The sequence below is a fragment of the Kitasatospora sp. NPDC001660 genome, assembly GCF_053596725.1.
This window is the reverse complement of sequence record NZ_JBSFGU010000007.1, coordinates 110,597-126,303: the sequence shown is the minus strand read 5'-3', so window position 1 is coordinate 126,303 and position 15,707 is coordinate 110,597. Positions and strand designations below refer to the sequence as shown.

Genomic DNA, 15,707 nt, shown 5'->3' with positions numbered 1-15,707 from the left:
CCGTACTCGGCGCGGCCCCGCCCGCCGGCGAGGCCCGCCCGTCGGACCGCCGACGACGCCGCCCCGGCACCCTCACCACCCTGCGAGCCGGTTCCCGCCGGGGACGGCGGAAACCGGCCCTGGGCCACGATGGCGTCGCACGGTGGGAGACCGCGAACGGCGCGACTCCCGGAGCCCCATGGGAAGTCGGGACGGCCGACTTCCCACTCCTCACTGTCCTTACGTCACTGTCCTTACGGCGCGCCGGAGCTGCCCGGGGGCGCGGGAGTGCGACGTCTCGGGCATCGCCCCATGCTCGCGCACGGCCGTCGGCGTTGTCAGCGGAACGGGGGAGGTGTCGCAGCCGTCAGTCGATGAGGGCCTCGGGGTCGTCGGTGGTGTGCATGGCCGCCTCCTCGGCGGTCGCGGCGCCGCCGCAGATGCCCACGTCCTCGGCGATCAGGTCGCTGCGCGAGCCGGAGGAGGCGATCAGCCGGCCGGTCCGGACCTCGCCCGCCTCGGTGTCGATCGGCTCGCCGTCGGTGCCGTAGGTGTCGCCGATGCCGTCCCACTCGGGCGCGGCGACGTCCGGCAGCTCCTCCGCCAGGCGCTGCGCCAGGCTCTCGCGGGTGTGCTGCTCCGCCGCGGTGACGCCGTGGCGTTCCACGGCGAGCGGGCGCTCGGGGGGCGCGTAGCCTTCGTCGAGCGCCGATTCGAGGCCGCGGTCGATCAGGGTGTCCTCCGGTTCCAGAGGGCCGGCGTCGTCCTGCACCTCCGAGCCGTCGGGCTGGTACACCTGGTCGCCCATCAACGCTTCGTCCGACATCAGGTCCTCCTTCACGGACCACCGCGCCGAGCCGTCACCGCCCGTCCGTCGCTACTACCCCAGAGTCCCACGCGGCGGCCGGGCCCGCAGGGAACGCCGGCGCTCCCGGTGGCAGGCTGGTAGCAGGACGACTCCCGAACCACGGTCCCCGCGATGCCCACCAGGATCCTGCTGGAGGCCCGCCCCGGCGCCGGGAAGACCACCGCGATCCGCCGGCTGGCGGGGCTGCTGCGCGCCCGCGTGGCCGTCGGCTTCACCACGGAGGAGATTCGCGCCGACCCGGACGGTGAGGGCCGCGGCGCCCGGGTCGGCTTCGCCCTGGAGACGCTGGCGGGCCGGCGGGCCGTGCTCGCCCATGTGGGCTTCCCGGGGCCTCCGAAGGTCGGCCGGTACGGCGTCGACCTGGGGGTCATGGAGCGGCTGGCGCTGCCGTCCCTGGCGTGGACCTCCGGGACGTCGCTGGTGCTCATCGACGAGCTCGGACGGATGGAGCTCGCCTATCGCCCGTTCGAGGACGCCGTCCGGGCGCTGTTCGCCGCCGACGTCGACGTCGTGGCCACCGTGCAGGCGCAGCCCGGACCGTTCACGGACGCCCTCAAGCGCCGCCCCGACGTCGAGGTCCTCCACCTCACCCCCGCGAACCGGGATGCCCTCCCCCGGCGGCTCGCGGCCCGCCTGGAGCCGGGATGAGCGGCCGCCGCGACGACCTGTACGCCCGGCTCCTGCTCGCCTCCGCCCGCTGGGCCGATCGCGCCTCGCGCTGCGCCGCCTGGACCCGCCGGGGCGTCGAGCGGTGCCGCCGGTGGGCCCGCGAGGGCGCGCAGCGGCCTGGTGAGATGGCTCCGCCGTCGTGGTTCGCGATCGCACTGCCCTTCGGCATCGGGTGGTACCTGGCCGTCGGCGGTACGGCCCGCGTGTGGTGCCGAGCCGCCCACCACACCTGCCGGGTCTTCTCCCGCGCCCTCGGCGACCGGGTGGGCTGACGCCGTTTTCAGGGGGCGGGCCGCGCCCGGTCGAGCCCGGGTAAGGTGGTGGATCGTGGCCAGTCGTAAAACGTCGATCATGGAAGCAGCGGCGCGGGTGATCGCGCGGCGCGGGGTGCGCGGGCTGCGGGTGGAGGAGCTCGCGGCGGAGGCGGGGGTGTCCACCGCGCTGATCTACTACCACTTCAAGGACCGCACCGGGATCCTCCGGCAGACGCTGGAGTTCATCAACGACCGGGCCGGGCGCTACACGACCGAACGCGCCGCGGACGCGCCGCCGCTGACACCGCGCGAGGAGCTGGAGCAGACGCTGCTGCTGGAGCTCCGGGACACGGCCGAGGTGCGCGAGAACAGCACCGCGTGGGGCGAGCTGCGGGCGAGCGCGGTGTTCGACGAGACGCTCCGCGAGGACCTGGCCCGGGCCACCCGGATCTGGGTGCAGGAGATCGCCGAACTGCTGGGGGGCGTGCAGCCGATATCGGCGGCGGTCGCGCTGGCCGGCGCCGCCGAGCGGCTGACCGCGCTGCTGGAGGGCCTGAGCGTGCGCTGGCTCAGCGGCAGCCTCCCGCTGGCGCACGCCCGCACGCTCATGGTCGACGCGATCGACGCCGAGGTGGCGCGGCTCGGTTCCTGATCGGGCCCGGGAAGGCCGCGGGGCGTCGCGCTCCGTACGACCTTGCTCCCCGGTGCGTCATGGCTTCTCCCAAGATTTGACTGATTTTTCAGTCAATGCGGGCCTGAACCCGACATCGCGCTGATCGCCCGCACGATCGCCGAGTTCGAGCCCGTGGTCATGTGCGCCCCCGACGACCACACCGCCGCCGAGGCCCGCGCGAAGTGCGGCCCCGCGGTCGAGGTCACCACCGCCATCCCCACCGACGCCCGGGGCCGCCGCCTCCAGGTGATCCCCGTGCACGACTGCTCGACCATGCACGAGCCGCTGCCGCAGCCCCGGTCACGACCGCCTCGGGAGCGAACGCCGCGCAGAAGACGCACGGCTCTGAGGTCCGGTCGGCTCACACCGCGGGCTGCTGCTGGGTGGCGCAGTGGATGCCCCCGCCGCCGCCCGCGATGTGGTTGATGGTGACCTGGGTGACCTTCCGCCCGGGGTGCAGGTCGCCGATGATCCCGGCCGCGTGGTCGTCGGCGGCCTGGTCGCCGAAGCGCGGCACGATGACGCCGCCGTTGCACACGTAGTAGTTGACGTAGGTGGCGAGGAAGTTCTTGCCCGTGCCCTGGATCAGGTCGAAGTTCGGCTCGGGGAGTTCGACCACCTTGAGCGTCCTCCCCTTCGCGTCGGTCTCGGACTTGAGGACCTGGAGGGCCTGGTCGTGGGCCGCGCTCCAGATGTCCGACGGGGTGTCGGCGGCCGGGCGGTGCAGGACGACGGTGCCGGGCTCGGCGAAGCGGGCGAGGGCGTCGACGTGGCAGTCGGTGATGTCCTGCCCGGCGACGCCCTCGAACCACAGCACCTTCCGGACGCCGAGCAGGTCCTTGAGGCTTGCCTCGATCCGGTCGCGGGACTTGCCGGGGTTGCGGTTGTCGTTGACCCAGGAGCTCTCGGTGGCCATCAGCGTGCCCTCGCCGTCCACCTCGATGCCGCCGCCCTCCCCTGTGATCGGCGCCTGGAGGCGGGTGATGCCGAGGTGGTCGAGGAGGTCGCGGGCGGCCTGGCCGTCGTTGGCGTGGGTCTGCCTGTTGCCCCAGCCGTTGGAGTTGAAGTCGATCCCGGCGAGCCCCTGCGGGCCGGCGACGAAGGTCGGGCCGGTGTCCCGGGCCCACAGGTCGTCGACCATCAGCTCCATCACCTCGACCGAGGAGCCGCACGCCTGCTGGGCCTGGTCGGCCTGGTCGGGGCGGGCCATCAGCACCACCGGCTCGAAGCCGGCGATCGCCTGGGCCAGCGCGGCGATGTCCTGGCGGACGCCGGGGAGCTGGTCGCCCCACACCTCCTCCAGGGCCGGCCAGGCCATGAAGGTGCGGGTGTGCGGGCGCGACTCGGCCGGCATCACCCGGCTGCCCGAGGCCGCCGGGCCACTCGACGGGGCCGGGCGGGGCCGCTCCTCCCCACCGCCGTCGGAGGAGCAGCCGTCGGTGAGGGCCAGCGCGGCGAACGCGGCCCCGGAGCGCAGGAGCGAGCGGCGGGACGGCCGGGGGTGAGCCATGGGGCCTCGTTCCGATAGACGCTTGGGTACGGTCCCGCACGCTACTGAAAGAGCGGTCAGGAGCGGGCCCGACAGGCACCCGCCATCCGGGCGAATCACCCGGTGGCCGCCCCGGCCCGGCGGAATCCGGAGCGGCCACGCCTTCAGGACACCGGGCCCTACAGCGCCCGGCGGGCGGCGGCGATCGAGTTCGCGGGTCCCAGCCGGGCCGCGGCATGGACTCCAGCAGGATCCGGGTGTACGGGTGCCATGGCCCGTCGAGGACCTCGGCGGTGGCTCCCCCGATCCGCCGCGCGGAGCCGGTTCCCGGTACCGGCCGTGGTCACCGGGCTGTGACAACAACGGTGCCGCTTCCGGATATTGGGACCGGTACGGTCTGCTCTGGGCACACGGCGTGCCGAGGGGAGCGTGGGGGCGTGCAGTCGCTGGAGGATGACGATCCGCGACGGGTCGGCGAGTACCGGCTGCTGCGCCGGCTCGGGGCGGGCGGGATGGGGCGGGTGTACCTCGGACGGTCGGCGCGGGGGCGGACGGTGGCCGTCAAGGTGGTGCGCCCGGAGCTGGCCGGGGACCGGGAGTTCCGGGCGCGGTTCCGGCGGGAGGTGGAGGCGGCCCGGCGGGTCGGCGGGGCGTGGACGGCGCCCGTGCTGGACGCGGACACCGAGGGCGAGCGGCCGTGGGTGGCCACCGGGTACGTCGCCGGGCCGTCCCTGAGCGCCGCCGTTCGGGAGTTCGGCCCGTTGCCCGAGGCGTCGGTCCGTGCGCTCGGCGTCCGGCTCGCGGAGGCCCTCGCCCACGTGCACGCGCTCGGGCTGGTGCACCGGGACGTCAAGCCGTCCAACGTGCTGCTCACGCCGGACGGGCCGCGGCTGATCGACTTCGGCATCGCCCGCGCCCTGGCCGTCACCAGCACCCTCACCGGGACCGGCAACGCGATCGGCTCGCCCGGCTTCATGTCGCCGGAGCAGGCCCGGGGGGAGCAGGTCGGACCGGCCAGTGACGTGTTCTCGCTCGCCGCGGTCCTCGCCTACGCGGCCACCGGCGAACTCCCGTACGGCGAGGGGACGGCACCGGTGGTGCTGCTCTACCGGGTGCTGCACGAGTATCCCCGCCTCCTCGCGATGAGCGACTCCTTGCGCCGGAACCTGCTCGACTGCCTCGCCAAGGACCCGGCCGCGCGCCCGTCGCCGCAGCTGCTGCGGGCCTGGCTGGATGACGACGGCGAGGCCACCAGGACGTTGACGAACGGGAGTTGGCTGCCGTCCCGGGTGGCGGCCGCGATCGGGCGGGCGGCCGCGCAGCTGCTGGACCTGGAGGCGGACCGGACCGGGACCACGCGCACCGCGGTGCCGGAGCCGCCGTCGGCACCGCCCCGCGCCACGGTGCCGCCACCGCGCCCGGCGCCGGCCGAGCCGCTGCGGCAGCCCACCGCCCCGACGAAGCCGGTACCCACCCGGCCGTGGCCCCTGCCGCCCCAGCCGATCCCCGTGTACGCCCCGTCGGGCCACGGCCCGCGCGGGCGGCGTGGCGTGCTGGTGCTGGTGGCCGTCGTCATGGCCGTGCTGCTGGTCGCCGTCTGGGGCTACGCGGTGAAGGACCGGACGACGGCCACGTCCACCACCGGGTCGGCCTCCGGCAACGCGCCGGCCCCCCAGCTTCCCGCCGGCGGCAACGCCCTCGGCGGAGACCGCGTGCCGGTCGCGTACCTCGGCACGTGGAGCGGTCCGGCCGTACACCCCGACCACACCCCGGCCGGGGTCGTCACCCTGACGGTCGGCCAGGGCGCCATCGGCGACGAGAGCACCAGATCGCGCCTCGACAACGGCGCCACGCGGTGCGAGGCCGTGTGGAAGCTCACCGAGGTCTCGGCGACCTCGTTGACCTACACGTCGCGACTGGTGCGGAGTACGCCGAGCGGCGCCTGCGCCGCCGCCGCCAGCACCGACCTCCGCGTGATCGTGCTGGAACTGGACGGCTCGATCCACTACGGCGTCGCGCACGCGGGCGTCGTGACCCAGGCCGCCGTGCTGCGGAAGACCGCCTGACGCCGCGGCCCCCGGCGCTCACCCCGGCGCTCACCCCAGCGCGCGCACCGCCGCCAGCACGTCCAGCCCCAGCGTCGGGTCCGCGTCCTCGGGAAGGCTGACGGACAGCCGGGTGACCAGGCCCGCGTAGCGGCGGGTGATCTCGCGGGCGACGTCCTCCACCGGGCCGGAGACCGCGAAGGTGTCGAAGACCTCGTCGTCGATCATCGCGGCCATCTCCTGCCAGCGACCGCGCACCGAGAGTGGGTGCAGGCGCTCCTGGAGGTCCTCCCAGCCGTGCTGGGCGAGCACCGGGCGGTAGGCGGGCGTGGAGGCGTAGAAGGCCAGCCGCTCGCGCACGGCGGCACGGTTGGCGGCCAGCTCCTCCTCCGTCCGCCCGGTGGCGGTGAGGACGCTCCCGGCGATCTCGAACGGGCGCGCCGTCCACGCGGCGCCCTCGGCCTCGGACGCGGCCCGGGCCTCCGTCAGACCGGGCAGCACCCGCTCGGCCAGGTAGGCGGGGGACGAGAACGGGTGGCCGAGGAAGCCGTCGGCCACGGCGCCGGCCGTGCGGGTCATCAGCGGGCCGACGCCGGCCAGCAGGATCCGGGGCACCCCGGCGGGCACCGGGTCGGGCGAGAAGACCGGGGTCATCGTCGTGTGCGTGTAGAACTCGCCGCGGAAGCGCAGCCGCGCACCGGTCTGCCAGCTGTCCCAGATCGCCCGCACCGCGTGGACGTACTCGCGCATGCGCGCGGCCGGACGGTCCCAGGGCATCCCGAAGCGCTTCTCGATGTGCGTCCTCACCTGCGAGCCCAGTCCGATGACGGCCCGTCCGCCGGAGGCCGCGTGCAGGCCCCAGGCCTGGTAGGCGAGGGTCATCGGCGTGCGGGCGAAGGCGACCGCGATGCCGGTGGCCAGCTCGATGGTCTCGGTCCGGTCGGCGGCGCGGGCGAGCTGGAGGAACGGGTCGTACGCGGTCTCGGCGACCACCAGCCGGTCCATGCCGCGGCGCTCGGCCTGCTCGGCGGCGTCGAGGATCCCCGCCGGGTGCCCGGAGGCGACGGCGTCGAGGCGGAGGGCGGCGGTCGGGCGGTCCATGGCGGGGCTCCTGGTCACGGGCTTCGGTGATGCGTCGGCGATACGCGGCCAGCCTGCCATGCCGTCACCTCCCGGGCTGCCCCGCCCGTCCGCCGACGCGGCCGGGCAGTCGCCCACCGCCTACGACCTCGCCGGTCCGGACTCGTCGGCCGGGTAGGCGTCACCCAGGTAGGCGTGCAGCGCGGCCGCGCCCGCCAGCAGTGCCAGGCCGCGTGCCGTCAGCCGGTCGTGCCACTCGCGCAGCGTCGCCTGGAGCGGCTCCGGTCCGCCCGCCGTCCGGACCCGCTCCAGCACCTGCGCGATCTGCTCCAGGCCGTGCCCGCCGCGCCGCAGCTGGTGGGCGAGCAGCACATCGCGCACGTCGGCGGGAGTGTAGACGCGGTAGCCGGTCCGCGGGTCTCGCCGGGGCACGACCAGGCCCGCGCGTTCCCACGTACGCAGGGTCGCCGGGCGCAGGCCGAGGCGGTGCGCGAGCGGGCCGATGAACGTGCCGCCCGGTTCGGGGTGGGCCGGCGGTTCATGGTCGGGCGACGGAGTGAGGTCGCGCAGCGCCTCCTCCACCGCGTCCACCGTGGCACGGTCGCCGGCCAGTTGCGCGTGGCTCGCGTCGATCAGCCGCAGCGCCTCCTCGACCTCACCCGCGTGCACGGCCCGCATGACGGCCCCCGCCGTCGCGTGGCCGTGTCCGGGCAGCAGCGCCAGGAACGCCCGCAGCGCCGCCGCGTGGCGCGGGGCGTAGACGCGGTAGCCGCTCGGCGAGCGCTCGGCCGGCGGCAGGAAGCCCGCCTCCTCGTAGTTGCGCACCGCCTGAGTGGAGAGGCCGTGCTCGCGCGCCAGATCGATGGGCCGCAACCTCATTTTGAAACTTTCCCCCCATCACTGGCGGATAATGGCGGCAAAGTCTACACCGAGGCTTCAACGATACGGTTGAAGCCATGACCGCATCGATCCGGGACGCCGCCCGTCCCTTCTCCGGCCACGCCCTCGGCGCACTCCTCTCCCCCGCCACCCGCCTCCTCGGCCTCGGCGAGCCCACCCACGGCGTCGAGGCCTTCCCCGAGCTGCGCAACGAACTCTTCCGCCACCTCGTCGAGCACGAGGGCTACCGCTCGATCGCCGTCGAGAGCGACTGCCTCGCCGGTCTCGTCGCCGACGCGTACGTCACCGACGGCGCCGGCACCCTCGACGACGCGATGGCGCACGGCTTCAGCCATGGCTTCGGCGCCTCGCCCGCCAACCGCGAACTCCTGCGCTGGATGCGCGAGTTCAACCAGCAACGCCCGCGCTCGGAGCAGCTCCGCTTCTACGGCTTCGACGGCCCCTTGGAGATCACCGGCGCCGCCAGTCCGCGCCCGGCACTGACCGCGCTGCACGACTACGTCGCCGCCCACCTCGAACCGTCCTGCGACCGCACGGCCCTCGACGACCTCCTCGGCGACGACGAGCACTGGACGGACGAGGCCATCATGATGGATCCGACCAAGTCCGTCGGCCGTACCCCCGCGGCCCGTGAACTGCGCGTGATGGCAGACGACTTGACTGCTCTACTCACTGCCCACGCTCCCCACCTGACGGCCGCGACCTCTCCGGACGCGTTCTGGCGCGCCGAGTTGCACGCCCGTGCCGCCACCGGCCTCCTGCGCTACCACGCGGCCATGGCCGACACCACGCCCGAGCGCATCGGCACTCTCCTGTGCCGACGGGACGCGATGATGGCCGACAACCTCGACGCCGTCCTCCGCCGCGAGGAGCGCCGCGGCCCGACCCTCGCCTTCGCCCACAACGCCCACCTCCAGCGGGAGGAGAGCAGCATGCGGTTCGCCAACCGGCCCGCCCGCTGGTGGAGCGCGGGCGCCATCATCGGCACCCGCCTCGGCGACCGGTACGCCTTCGCTGCCACCACCTTCGGCAGCCGCGGCTCCGACGTCCCGCCGCCCGGCACGCTCGAAGGGCTGCTGTCGACCCTCCCGCACGACCGGGCCGTCGTCGATCCCACCCAACTCTCCGACATCACAGGGAAGCTGGCGCCCCGCGTCCCGGCCGACCACACCTACGCCGCCCTCGACCCGGCCACCACCGACCAGGCCGACGCGATCGTCTTCGTCCGCGACATCCGGTAGTCCCGCAGGCGGCGGGTCGGTGCGTCACGACCCGCGCGAGCTCGATACGGTTGCGAGAGCGGACCGGCGGCACCCAACCGCTGTGGGGTAGGTGCCGTCGGCTCCGCTCGGTCAATTCCCTTTACCAGCCCGCCATACAACCGCCTCAACCCAGCAGGCGCAGCAGTTCCTCCTCCGCCATCGGCGGTCCGTTCACAAACGGGGGCTACGCTACGGGTGGTTCGTGGCGGCACCGATCGGGAGGGAGGCGAGAGACATGGACTCCAGCAGTAGTCCGGGCCCCAGTCGGCCCCGTACCCCGCTTTCCGCACCCCGCCCCGGCGCGCGCTGACGCCAGTCGGTCCGCTCGCGCGCGCCCTCCCCCCGGCCCCGGGCCGTCGGAGGTTCGCCATGACCCGCCTCTCCTTCCCGCAGTCGTTCTCGCACACCCACGCCCGCGGCACCGGCCTGCTGCGCGGTCTGCGCCGCCCGTCCCGGCGCGTGCCGCCGCTCGCACTCCCCGCCGACGCCCCGATCGTCCGCGGCAACCTGCGGCTGACCCTGCGGGACGGCACCCCACGCCTGTACCTGCTCGACCACCGCGACTTCGCCGCGACCACGTCCCCCGAGGTGGCGTACGACGCCCGCGTCCAGACCGCCTACCTGCTCGCGCTCCAGGGCCACGGCCCCGACTGCCTCGCGCAGCACCTCGGTCTCCCGGTCGCGGCCGCCGAGTCCATCGCCGAGCACGCCGACCGCTCCGGCGCGCCCGGCCCGGGCAACGCCGTCCCGCGCGCGTAGAACCCCGCGCCCGAGCGTCAGATCGCCAGGTCCCGCCGCTCCAGCAGCCGGAACGCGGCGATCAGCCCCACCGCGCCGATGCCCACCAGCACGCCCAACGACTGCCACGGCACGCCCCCGTGAGCCAGGATGTCGCCGGGCGCGTAGTAGTGGAACGGGCTCACGTACCGCAGCGGCGCGGCCGGGGACCACGCCAGGGCGACGAAGTTGAGCGCGAAGCCGACCGCGCCGAGGGCCACCGCCGCGCCGATCACGTAGGCGCGGCGGCGGCTGAAGGCCGAGACGGCGAGCACCGGCCCGGTCAGGCTGAACGCCAGCGCGCAGCCGAGCAGTCCGGCCGCGAACACCCCGCCCTCGGGCACGGCGTCCCGCAGCTTCGGCGAGAACGCCACCCCGAGCGCGATCGTCAGTGTCGCCGCGGCGTTGAGCAGCACCGAGGCCGCCACGAGGGCACCGGTCCGCTCGGCGAGCAGGCGGCGGCGCGAGAGCGGGCGGGTCATCAGCAGCTCGATGGTGCCGGATTCGACGTCGGCGGCGACGGCGGCGGCGCCGAGCGAGCCGATGACGGTCAGCTGCAGCGCGATCCAGAAGGGGTGGGTCAGGCCGGCGCCGAGCAGTCCGGGGTAGCTGGCGATGGAGACATCGCCGTTGGATCCGCTGAAGGCCTTGAACGCGTCGGGCGGGGTGCGGCGGGCGCCGAACAGCTCCCCGGGCGGGATGGTGCCGGTGATCACGGTGATCAGGGTCTCGAAGACGGCCATGCCCAGCACCAGCCCGAAGAGCATCCGGCGCCGCCGGTGCAGGGCGAGCCAGACCAGCGGAAGGCGACGGTTGACGGTGCGCGCGATCACGGCCGCTCCCCCGGATCCTCCGAGTTGCGATAAAGATCGAGGAACGCCTCGTCCAGCCCCGCCTCCTCGACGGTGAGGTCCGCCACCGGCAGATCGGCGAGCAACTCCCGCACCGCCGGGACGAGTTCGTCCGGTGGCACGACCAGCTCCACGCGCCGCCCCTCCCACCGCGGCGACCACCGGTCGGCGGCGCCGAGCGACCGGGCGCCCTGCCCGTCGGCGAGTACGAGCCGCACCCGCCGGGCCCGGGCCTGGCGCAGCTCGGCGACCGAGCGGACGGTGACCAGCCGCCCCCGCCGGACGATCGCCACCCGCTCGCACGTGCGCTGCACCTCGGGCAGGACGTGGCTGGAGAGCAGGACGGTCCGCCCGGCGGCGGTCTCCTCGGCGAGCAGTTCGAAGAAGGTCTCCTGGACGAGCGGGTCCAGCCCCTCGGTCGGTTCGTCCAGCACCACGACCTCGGGCCGGTGCTGGAGCGCCTGGACGAGCCCGAGCTTCTGCTTCATCCCCCGCGAGTACTCGCCCACGGCACGGCCGAGGTCGGCGCGGGTGAGGGCGAGCCGGTCGCAGAGCTCGCGCCGGCGCGGCACCGGGGCGCCCTGGAGGGCGGCGAGCAGGTCGAGCGTCTGCTGCCCGGTGAGCTCGGGGTAGAGCCGCAGTTCGCCGGGCAGGTAGCCGATCGACGGCGCGAGGCGGCGATGGTCGGCCACCGGGTCGAGGCCGAGCACCCGCACCCGCCCGTCGGAGGGCTGGAGCAGCCCGACCAGGCAGCGCAGCGTCGTCGTCTTGCCCGCGCCGTTCGGCCCGAGCAGGCCGAAGACCTCCCCGGCCGCGACCGTGACGTCCAGCCGGTCGATGCCGACGGTGGCACCGTACCGCTTGGTGAGCGCGCGCAGTTCGATCACCGGCGTGCTGCTGGGCATGGCCCACCTCCCGTGGCGGATCGTGGCGGATCTCGGCGGATCATGACGGACGCGGCGGCCCCCGGCCGGGCCCGTCCGGCCTGGGACATCAAATCCTTCCCCGCCAGAGGTGTCGAGCAACGCCGCCGCGCGGGAGCGGCGCTCAACCCTTGCAGACGCCCAGCGGCACCAGCCGGGCCACCTGCCGCGCCAGCCCGGCGCCCTCGGTGACGGCGGCCACCGCGTCGACGTCCTTGTACGCGTCCGGCGTCTCCTCCGCGAGCGCCCGGTAGGAGGCGGGCCGGACGGCGATGCCGCGCGCCTCCAGCTCGCTGTGCAGCCGCTCGCCGCGCACCATCCGCAGCGCCTGGTGCCGGCTCCACACCCGCCCGGCACCGTGGCAGGCGGAGCGGAACGCGTCGTTGCCGGGCAGGCCGACCATGACGTACGAGGCGGTGCCCATCGTGCCGGGGACGAGCACCGGCTGGCCGGCCCGGACGAGGTCGGCGGGCAGGCTCGGGTCACCGGGCGGGAGGGCACGCGTGGCGCCCTTGCGGTGGACGCACAGGCGCCGGGTGACACCGTCCACCTCGTGCGTCTCCAGCTTGGCGAGGTTGTGCGAGACGTCGTAGACGAGTTCGAGGCCGACCCCGAGGGTCGTCGCGAAGGCGTGGCGGGCCGCCTCGGAGAGCAACTGGCGGTTCGCCCGGCCGTAGTTGGCGGCGGCGATCATGGCGCCCAGGTACGCCCGCCCGCGCGGCGAGTCGACCGGGGTGCAGGCGAGCTGGCGGTCCGGGACCTCGATCCGGTAGCGGTGCAGCTCGCGGTCCATCACGCGGACGTGGTCGGTGCAGATCTGGTGGCCGAGGCCGCGCGACCCGCAGTGGATCATGACGCAGACCTGCCCCGGCCGCAGCCCGAAGGCCTCCGCCGTCTCCGTGTCGTGCACCGTGTCCACCGCCTGCACCTCCAGGAAGTGGTTCGCCGAGCCGAGGCTGCCGACCTGCTGCAGACCGCGCTCGACGGCGCGCGTGCTCACCTCGCCCGGCGCCGCGCCCTCCAGGACCCCGCGGTCCTCGCAGCGCTCCAGGTCGCGCGGCACGCCGTGGCCGTGCTCGACGGCGTAGCGGGCGCCGCCGACGAGCAGCTCGTCCATCTCCTGCGGCCCGTCCAGCCGCCACAGGCCGCCGCGCCCGAGGCCGCGCGGGACGGTCCGGCCGAGCAGGTCCATCAGCCGGCGCAGCCGCTCGGGGCCGAGCTCGTCCCGCCCGACGCCGGACGCCAGCAGCCGGACGCCGCAGGAGATGTCGAAGCCGACACCGCCCGGCGAGATGACGCCGCCCTGGTCGACGTCGGTCGCCGCGACGCCGCCGATCGGGAAGCCGTAGCCCCAGTGCACGTCGGGCATCGCGAAGGAGGCGCGGACGATCCCGGGCAGCGTGGCGACGTTCGCGACCTGTTCCAGGGCCTTGTCCCCGGCGGCCTGGGGCAGCAGCTCGCGGGTCGCGAACACGACGCCGGGCACGCGCATGGGCGGGCTCGGTTCGATCCGCCAGCGGTAGCGGCCCTCCTCGACCAGTGCGATCTCCACGGTGCTCACCCCGCAGCTGACAGGTTCACACGTCGACGGTGACCCGGCCGGTCCAGCCGCCGGGGCCGGGCCGCAGGTCCAGGCCGTGCAGCGAGACGGCCTTCGGCACGGCCCCGACCAGGGCGGCGGTGGCGGTGTCGGCCATCCGGAAGCGCACCTCCAGGGTCCGTCCGCCGTCCTCGTCGTGGATCGCGCCGAGGGCGAGGTCGGCCGGGAGTTCGCCGTCGGCGTCCATCCGGTAGATGACCTCCTCCAGGACGCCGGCGAGGAGGTCGGCGTCACTCGCCGCGACGACCGTGCAGGCGCGCTCGCCGACGGGGCGGGCGGCGGTGAGGTCGGCGAAGCTGCCGACGACGGCACGGACCAGCTCGCCGATGCAGCCCTCGGCCGTCGGCGACCACGCCTCCACCTGCAGGTCCGCCGTGTGCGGCACGGTCCGGTGGCCGCTGCCGGCACCCGGCGGCACCGCGGGCTCCCGCCCGTCCACGAGCGATGCCTCCTCCGCCGTCGTCTCCTCCCAGCGTCGACCCGCACCCCGGGCGGCGGCAAGAGCAGCAGGACAGGTCACTGTGCGTGCACAGAAGGGCAGGTCGCCTCGGTCACTGCGCGTGCACACCCACCGCCGCCAGGTACGCCGCCGCCAGTCCGAGCGCGAGCTGCAGACCGGCCTGGCCCGCTCCGACAACGGCGATCCGACGCATGGCGCGCCTCCCGGGTGACCCGGCCGATGGGGAGTCGGGCCGACTGGACGTCAAATGTGCACAGTAGTCGGACGGTCGGGCGTCGTCACCAGCTAGAACCGGACCGGCCGCGCAGGTGCGCGGTGAGCAGGTCGAGCACCGCCGGGGCCTGGTCGGTCAGGTAGAAGTGCCCACCGGGGAAGACCCGCAGGTCGAACCCCCCGGTGGTGTGCCCGGCCCACGGCTCGGCCATGGCGACCGTCGCCCGGTCGTCGGCGTCGCCGACCAGCGCGGTGATCGGCTGCGGCACGGTGTCGTCCGGCGCGCAGCGGTACGTCTCGATGGCGGTGTAGTCGGCCCGCAGCGCCGGGAGGATCAGGGCGCGCAGCTCCGGATCGGCGAGCAGCCTCTGATCGGTGCCGCCGAGCCGCCCGATCTCGGCGAGCAGCCCGTCGTCCGACATGAGGTGGACCTCGGAGTCGCGCGGCTGCGACGGCGCCCGCCCCGCCGACACGAACAGGTGCTCCGGCCCGGCCACCCCGTCCCGCGCGAACCGGCGGGCGACCTCGAAGCACACCGCCGACCCCAGACTGTGCCCGAAGAACGTCAACGGCCGGTCCGCCCACGCCCGCAACTCCCGGTACACGCACTCCGCAAGCTCCGCCACCGAGTCGATCCCCGGCTCCGCGAACCGGTTCTGCCGCCCCGGATACTGCACGGCGAGCACATCGGCGTACGGCGCCAGCGCGGTCGCGTGGTCGACGAAGAAACTCGCGGCGCCGCCCGCGTGCGGGAAGAAGACGATCCGGGCGGGCGCCGAGTCACTCGGGCTGAAGCGCCGGAACCACGGACTCTCGACAGCAGCACTACCGAACATGCGGGGCGACCCCTCTCAGCGGATGATCCTCTACCGCCCCCAGTCTCCCAGGCTCACCCCGGCTTCCCCAGCAGTCACTCCACCATCGCCGCCCTTCTCGGCGACGCTTCAGCAGAAACCGGCAAGCTCACTCATGAACACCAGAAATCACCCAACACCGCTCGACCGCCAACGGTTCACCACCCCGCGTACAGTCCCGACCCTGCTCATCCGCCCCCATCGTCAGCCCGTGTGCGAGCCCGGGCGCGGGGCCGTCCGTTCGGCCGCAACCAGCGGTTCTCGCCAGGGTCGGCCCGGGTCAGCCGCCCGCGTACTGTTCCCGCGTCAGCTCGTGGACGCGCACGCGGCGGCCCGTGGCCGGGGTGGTCGTCTCGCGCTCCACGCGCATGCCGAGCTTGTCCATCACCCGCTCCGACGCGGTGTTGCCGATCTGGGCGATGCTGACGAGCCGGTCGAGCCCGCACTCCTCGAAAGCGAAGCGGACGGCCTCCCGCGCCGCCTCGGTGGCGAAGCCCCGCCCCCAGAAGGCGCGGTCCAGCCGCCAGCCGACCTCGACGGCCGGGAGCACCTCGGGCAGGAACTGCGGGACGGCGAGGCCCGTGAAGCCTGCCAACTCGCCGGTCTCGCGCACCTCGACGGCGAACAGGCCGAAGCCCTCCTCGTCCCACCGCTGCTCGACCAGCTCGATGAAGCGGCGGGTCTCCGTCTCGTCCAGCGTCCGGCCGTCGCGGATCCACCGCATCACCTCGGGGTCGGAGTTCACGGCCGCCATCGGCGCCAGGTCCTCCTCGCGCCACCGGCGCAGAATCAGACGGGGCGTCTCCATCC

At 74.5% G+C, this 15,707-nt stretch carries 16 protein-coding genes and 1 pseudogene; 6 read left to right on the top strand and 11 right to left on the bottom strand.

Annotated features, from left to right (window positions below):
• Positions 1 to 346: 346 nt before the first annotated feature.
• Positions 347 to 805: a DUF5709 domain-containing protein gene (locus tag ACWCXH_RS10640; protein ID WP_449801015.1), complete on the bottom strand. Its 459-nt coding sequence runs from the start codon at positions 803 to 805 to the stop codon at positions 347 to 349.
• A 153-nt stretch (positions 806 to 958) separates the two neighbouring features.
• Between ACWCXH_RS10640 and ACWCXH_RS10635 the strand changes: the two genes are divergently transcribed.
• The 3 genes from ACWCXH_RS10635 to ACWCXH_RS10625 all read left to right on the top strand — a co-directional run bounded on the left by ACWCXH_RS10635 (position 959) and on the right by ACWCXH_RS10625 (position 2,422).
• Entirely contained in the window at positions 959 to 1,495 is a 537-nt protein-coding gene (locus tag ACWCXH_RS10635; RefSeq protein ID WP_449801014.1) for a nucleoside-triphosphatase, read from the top strand.
• Positions 1,492 to 1,788: a hypothetical protein gene (locus ACWCXH_RS10630; RefSeq protein WP_449801013.1), complete on the top strand. Its 297-nt coding sequence runs from the start codon at positions 1,492 to 1,494 to the stop codon at positions 1,786 to 1,788. Before ACWCXH_RS10635 ends, ACWCXH_RS10630 begins: the two co-directional genes overlap by 4 nt.
• A gap of 79 nt (positions 1,789 to 1,867) precedes the next feature.
• The gene (locus ACWCXH_RS10625) at positions 1,868 to 2,422 is read left to right on the top strand and encodes a TetR/AcrR family transcriptional regulator (RefSeq protein ID WP_449801012.1); all 555 of its coding nucleotides are present in this window, start codon (positions 1,868 to 1,870) and stop codon (positions 2,420 to 2,422) included.
• 382 nt (positions 2,423 to 2,804) lie between these two features.
• Here the strand turns inward: ACWCXH_RS10625 and ACWCXH_RS10620 are convergent, their stop codons facing one another.
• Both ACWCXH_RS10620 and ACWCXH_RS10615 read right to left on the bottom strand, forming a co-directional pair.
• The gene (locus ACWCXH_RS10620; protein ID WP_449801011.1) at positions 2,805 to 3,953 is read right to left on the bottom strand and encodes an agmatine deiminase family protein; all 1,149 of its coding nucleotides are present in this window, start codon (positions 3,951 to 3,953) and stop codon (positions 2,805 to 2,807) included.
• A 208-nt stretch (positions 3,954 to 4,161) separates the two neighbouring features.
• Positions 4,162 to 4,239: pseudogene (locus ACWCXH_RS10615) on the bottom strand (ABC transporter ATP-binding protein); the annotation flags it as partial.
• A gap of 130 nt (positions 4,240 to 4,369) precedes the next feature.
• Here ACWCXH_RS10615 and ACWCXH_RS10610 point away from each other — a divergent pair.
• Positions 4,370 to 5,998, top strand: coding sequence for a serine/threonine-protein kinase (locus ACWCXH_RS10610; RefSeq protein WP_449801010.1), 1,629 nt, complete (start codon positions 4,370 to 4,372; stop codon positions 5,996 to 5,998).
• 30 nt (positions 5,999 to 6,028) lie between these two features.
• Here ACWCXH_RS10610 and ACWCXH_RS10605 read toward each other — a convergent pair whose 3' ends face one another.
• Together ACWCXH_RS10605 and ACWCXH_RS10600 are read right to left on the bottom strand one after the other, a co-directional pair.
• Complete coding sequence (locus ACWCXH_RS10605) at positions 6,029 to 7,078, bottom strand: TIGR03617 family F420-dependent LLM class oxidoreductase (protein WP_449801009.1); 1,050 nt, start codon at positions 7,076 to 7,078, stop codon at positions 6,029 to 6,031.
• A gap of 120 nt (positions 7,079 to 7,198) precedes the next feature.
• Positions 7,199 to 7,936, bottom strand: a complete 738-nt coding sequence (locus ACWCXH_RS10600) for a MerR family transcriptional regulator (RefSeq protein ID WP_449801008.1) — start codon at positions 7,934 to 7,936, stop codon at positions 7,199 to 7,201.
• A 77-nt stretch (positions 7,937 to 8,013) separates the two neighbouring features.
• Here ACWCXH_RS10600 and ACWCXH_RS10595 point away from each other — a divergent pair, with 77 nt between their 5' ends.
• Positions 8,014 to 9,198, top strand: a complete 1,185-nt coding sequence (locus tag ACWCXH_RS10595) for an erythromycin esterase family protein (protein ID WP_449801007.1) — start codon at positions 8,014 to 8,016, stop codon at positions 9,196 to 9,198.
• A gap of 390 nt (positions 9,199 to 9,588) precedes the next feature.
• A complete protein-coding gene (locus tag ACWCXH_RS10590; RefSeq protein ID WP_449801006.1) occupies positions 9,589 to 9,978 on the top strand; it encodes a hypothetical protein in 390 nt (129 codons plus the stop codon).
• 17 nt (positions 9,979 to 9,995) lie between these two features.
• On the opposite strand, the gene ACWCXH_RS10585 is transcribed toward ACWCXH_RS10590, so the two are convergent.
• From ACWCXH_RS10585 to ACWCXH_RS10560, 6 genes are all read right to left on the bottom strand, one after another.
• The gene (locus ACWCXH_RS10585; protein ID WP_449801005.1) at positions 9,996 to 10,829 is read right to left on the bottom strand and encodes an ABC transporter permease subunit; all 834 of its coding nucleotides are present in this window, start codon (positions 10,827 to 10,829) and stop codon (positions 9,996 to 9,998) included.
• Entirely contained in the window at positions 10,826 to 11,752 is a 927-nt protein-coding gene (locus ACWCXH_RS10580; protein WP_449801004.1) for an ABC transporter ATP-binding protein, read from the bottom strand. Before ACWCXH_RS10580 ends, ACWCXH_RS10585 begins: the two co-directional genes overlap by 4 nt.
• Before the next feature lie 142 nt (positions 11,753 to 11,894).
• The gene (locus ACWCXH_RS10575; RefSeq protein WP_449801003.1) at positions 11,895 to 13,322 is read right to left on the bottom strand and encodes an RtcB family protein; all 1,428 of its coding nucleotides are present in this window, start codon (positions 13,320 to 13,322) and stop codon (positions 11,895 to 11,897) included.
• Positions 13,323 to 13,347: 25 nt separating this feature from the next.
• Positions 13,348 to 13,809 (bottom strand): archease, encoded by a 462-nt coding sequence (locus tag ACWCXH_RS10570; RefSeq protein WP_449801002.1) that lies wholly within the window; start codon positions 13,807 to 13,809, stop codon positions 13,348 to 13,350.
• 299 nt (positions 13,810 to 14,108) lie between these two features.
• Complete coding sequence (locus tag ACWCXH_RS10565; RefSeq protein ID WP_449801001.1) at positions 14,109 to 14,879, bottom strand: thioesterase II family protein; 771 nt, start codon at positions 14,877 to 14,879, stop codon at positions 14,109 to 14,111.
• Positions 14,880 to 15,177: 298 nt separating this feature from the next.
• On the bottom strand, positions 15,178 to 15,705 hold the full coding sequence (locus ACWCXH_RS10560; RefSeq protein WP_449801132.1) for a GNAT family N-acetyltransferase: 528 nt from the start codon (positions 15,703 to 15,705) through the stop codon (positions 15,178 to 15,180).
• Positions 15,706 to 15,707 lie beyond the last annotated feature (2 nt).

What these genes read in the sequence shown, in the direction of transcription:
- ACWCXH_RS10640 (WP_449801015.1), bottom strand. Translation starts at nt 805, where the DNA reads ATGTCGGACGAAGCGTTGATGGGCGACCAGGTGTACCAGCCCGACGGC.
- ACWCXH_RS10635 (WP_449801014.1), top strand. Translation starts at nt 959, where the DNA reads ATGCCCACCAGGATCCTGCTGGAGGCCCGCCCCGGCGCCGGGAAGACC.
- ACWCXH_RS10630 (WP_449801013.1), top strand. Translation starts at nt 1,492, where the DNA reads ATGAGCGGCCGCCGCGACGACCTGTACGCCCGGCTCCTGCTCGCCTCC.
- ACWCXH_RS10625 (WP_449801012.1), top strand. Translation starts at nt 1,868, where the DNA reads ATGGAAGCAGCGGCGCGGGTGATCGCGCGGCGCGGGGTGCGCGGGCTG.
- ACWCXH_RS10620 (WP_449801011.1), bottom strand. Translation starts at nt 3,953, where the DNA reads ATGGCTCACCCCCGGCCGTCCCGCCGCTCGCTCCTGCGCTCCGGGGCC.
- ACWCXH_RS10605 (WP_449801009.1), bottom strand. Translation starts at nt 7,078, where the DNA reads ATGGACCGCCCGACCGCCGCCCTCCGCCTCGACGCCGTCGCCTCCGGG.
- ACWCXH_RS10600 (WP_449801008.1), bottom strand. Translation starts at nt 7,936, where the DNA reads ATGAGGTTGCGGCCCATCGATCTGGCGCGCGAGCACGGCCTCTCCACT.
- ACWCXH_RS10595 (WP_449801007.1), top strand. Translation starts at nt 8,014, where the DNA reads ATGACCGCATCGATCCGGGACGCCGCCCGTCCCTTCTCCGGCCACGCC.
- ACWCXH_RS10590 (WP_449801006.1), top strand. Translation starts at nt 9,589, where the DNA reads ATGACCCGCCTCTCCTTCCCGCAGTCGTTCTCGCACACCCACGCCCGC.
- ACWCXH_RS10580 (WP_449801004.1), bottom strand. Translation starts at nt 11,752, where the DNA reads ATGCCCAGCAGCACGCCGGTGATCGAACTGCGCGCGCTCACCAAGCGG.
- ACWCXH_RS10565 (WP_449801001.1), bottom strand. Translation starts at nt 14,879, where the DNA reads ATGTTCGGTAGTGCTGCTGTCGAGAGTCCGTGGTTCCGGCGCTTCAGC.
- ACWCXH_RS10560 (WP_449801132.1), bottom strand. Translation starts at nt 15,705, where the DNA reads ATGGAGACGCCCCGTCTGATTCTGCGCCGGTGGCGCGAGGAGGACCTG.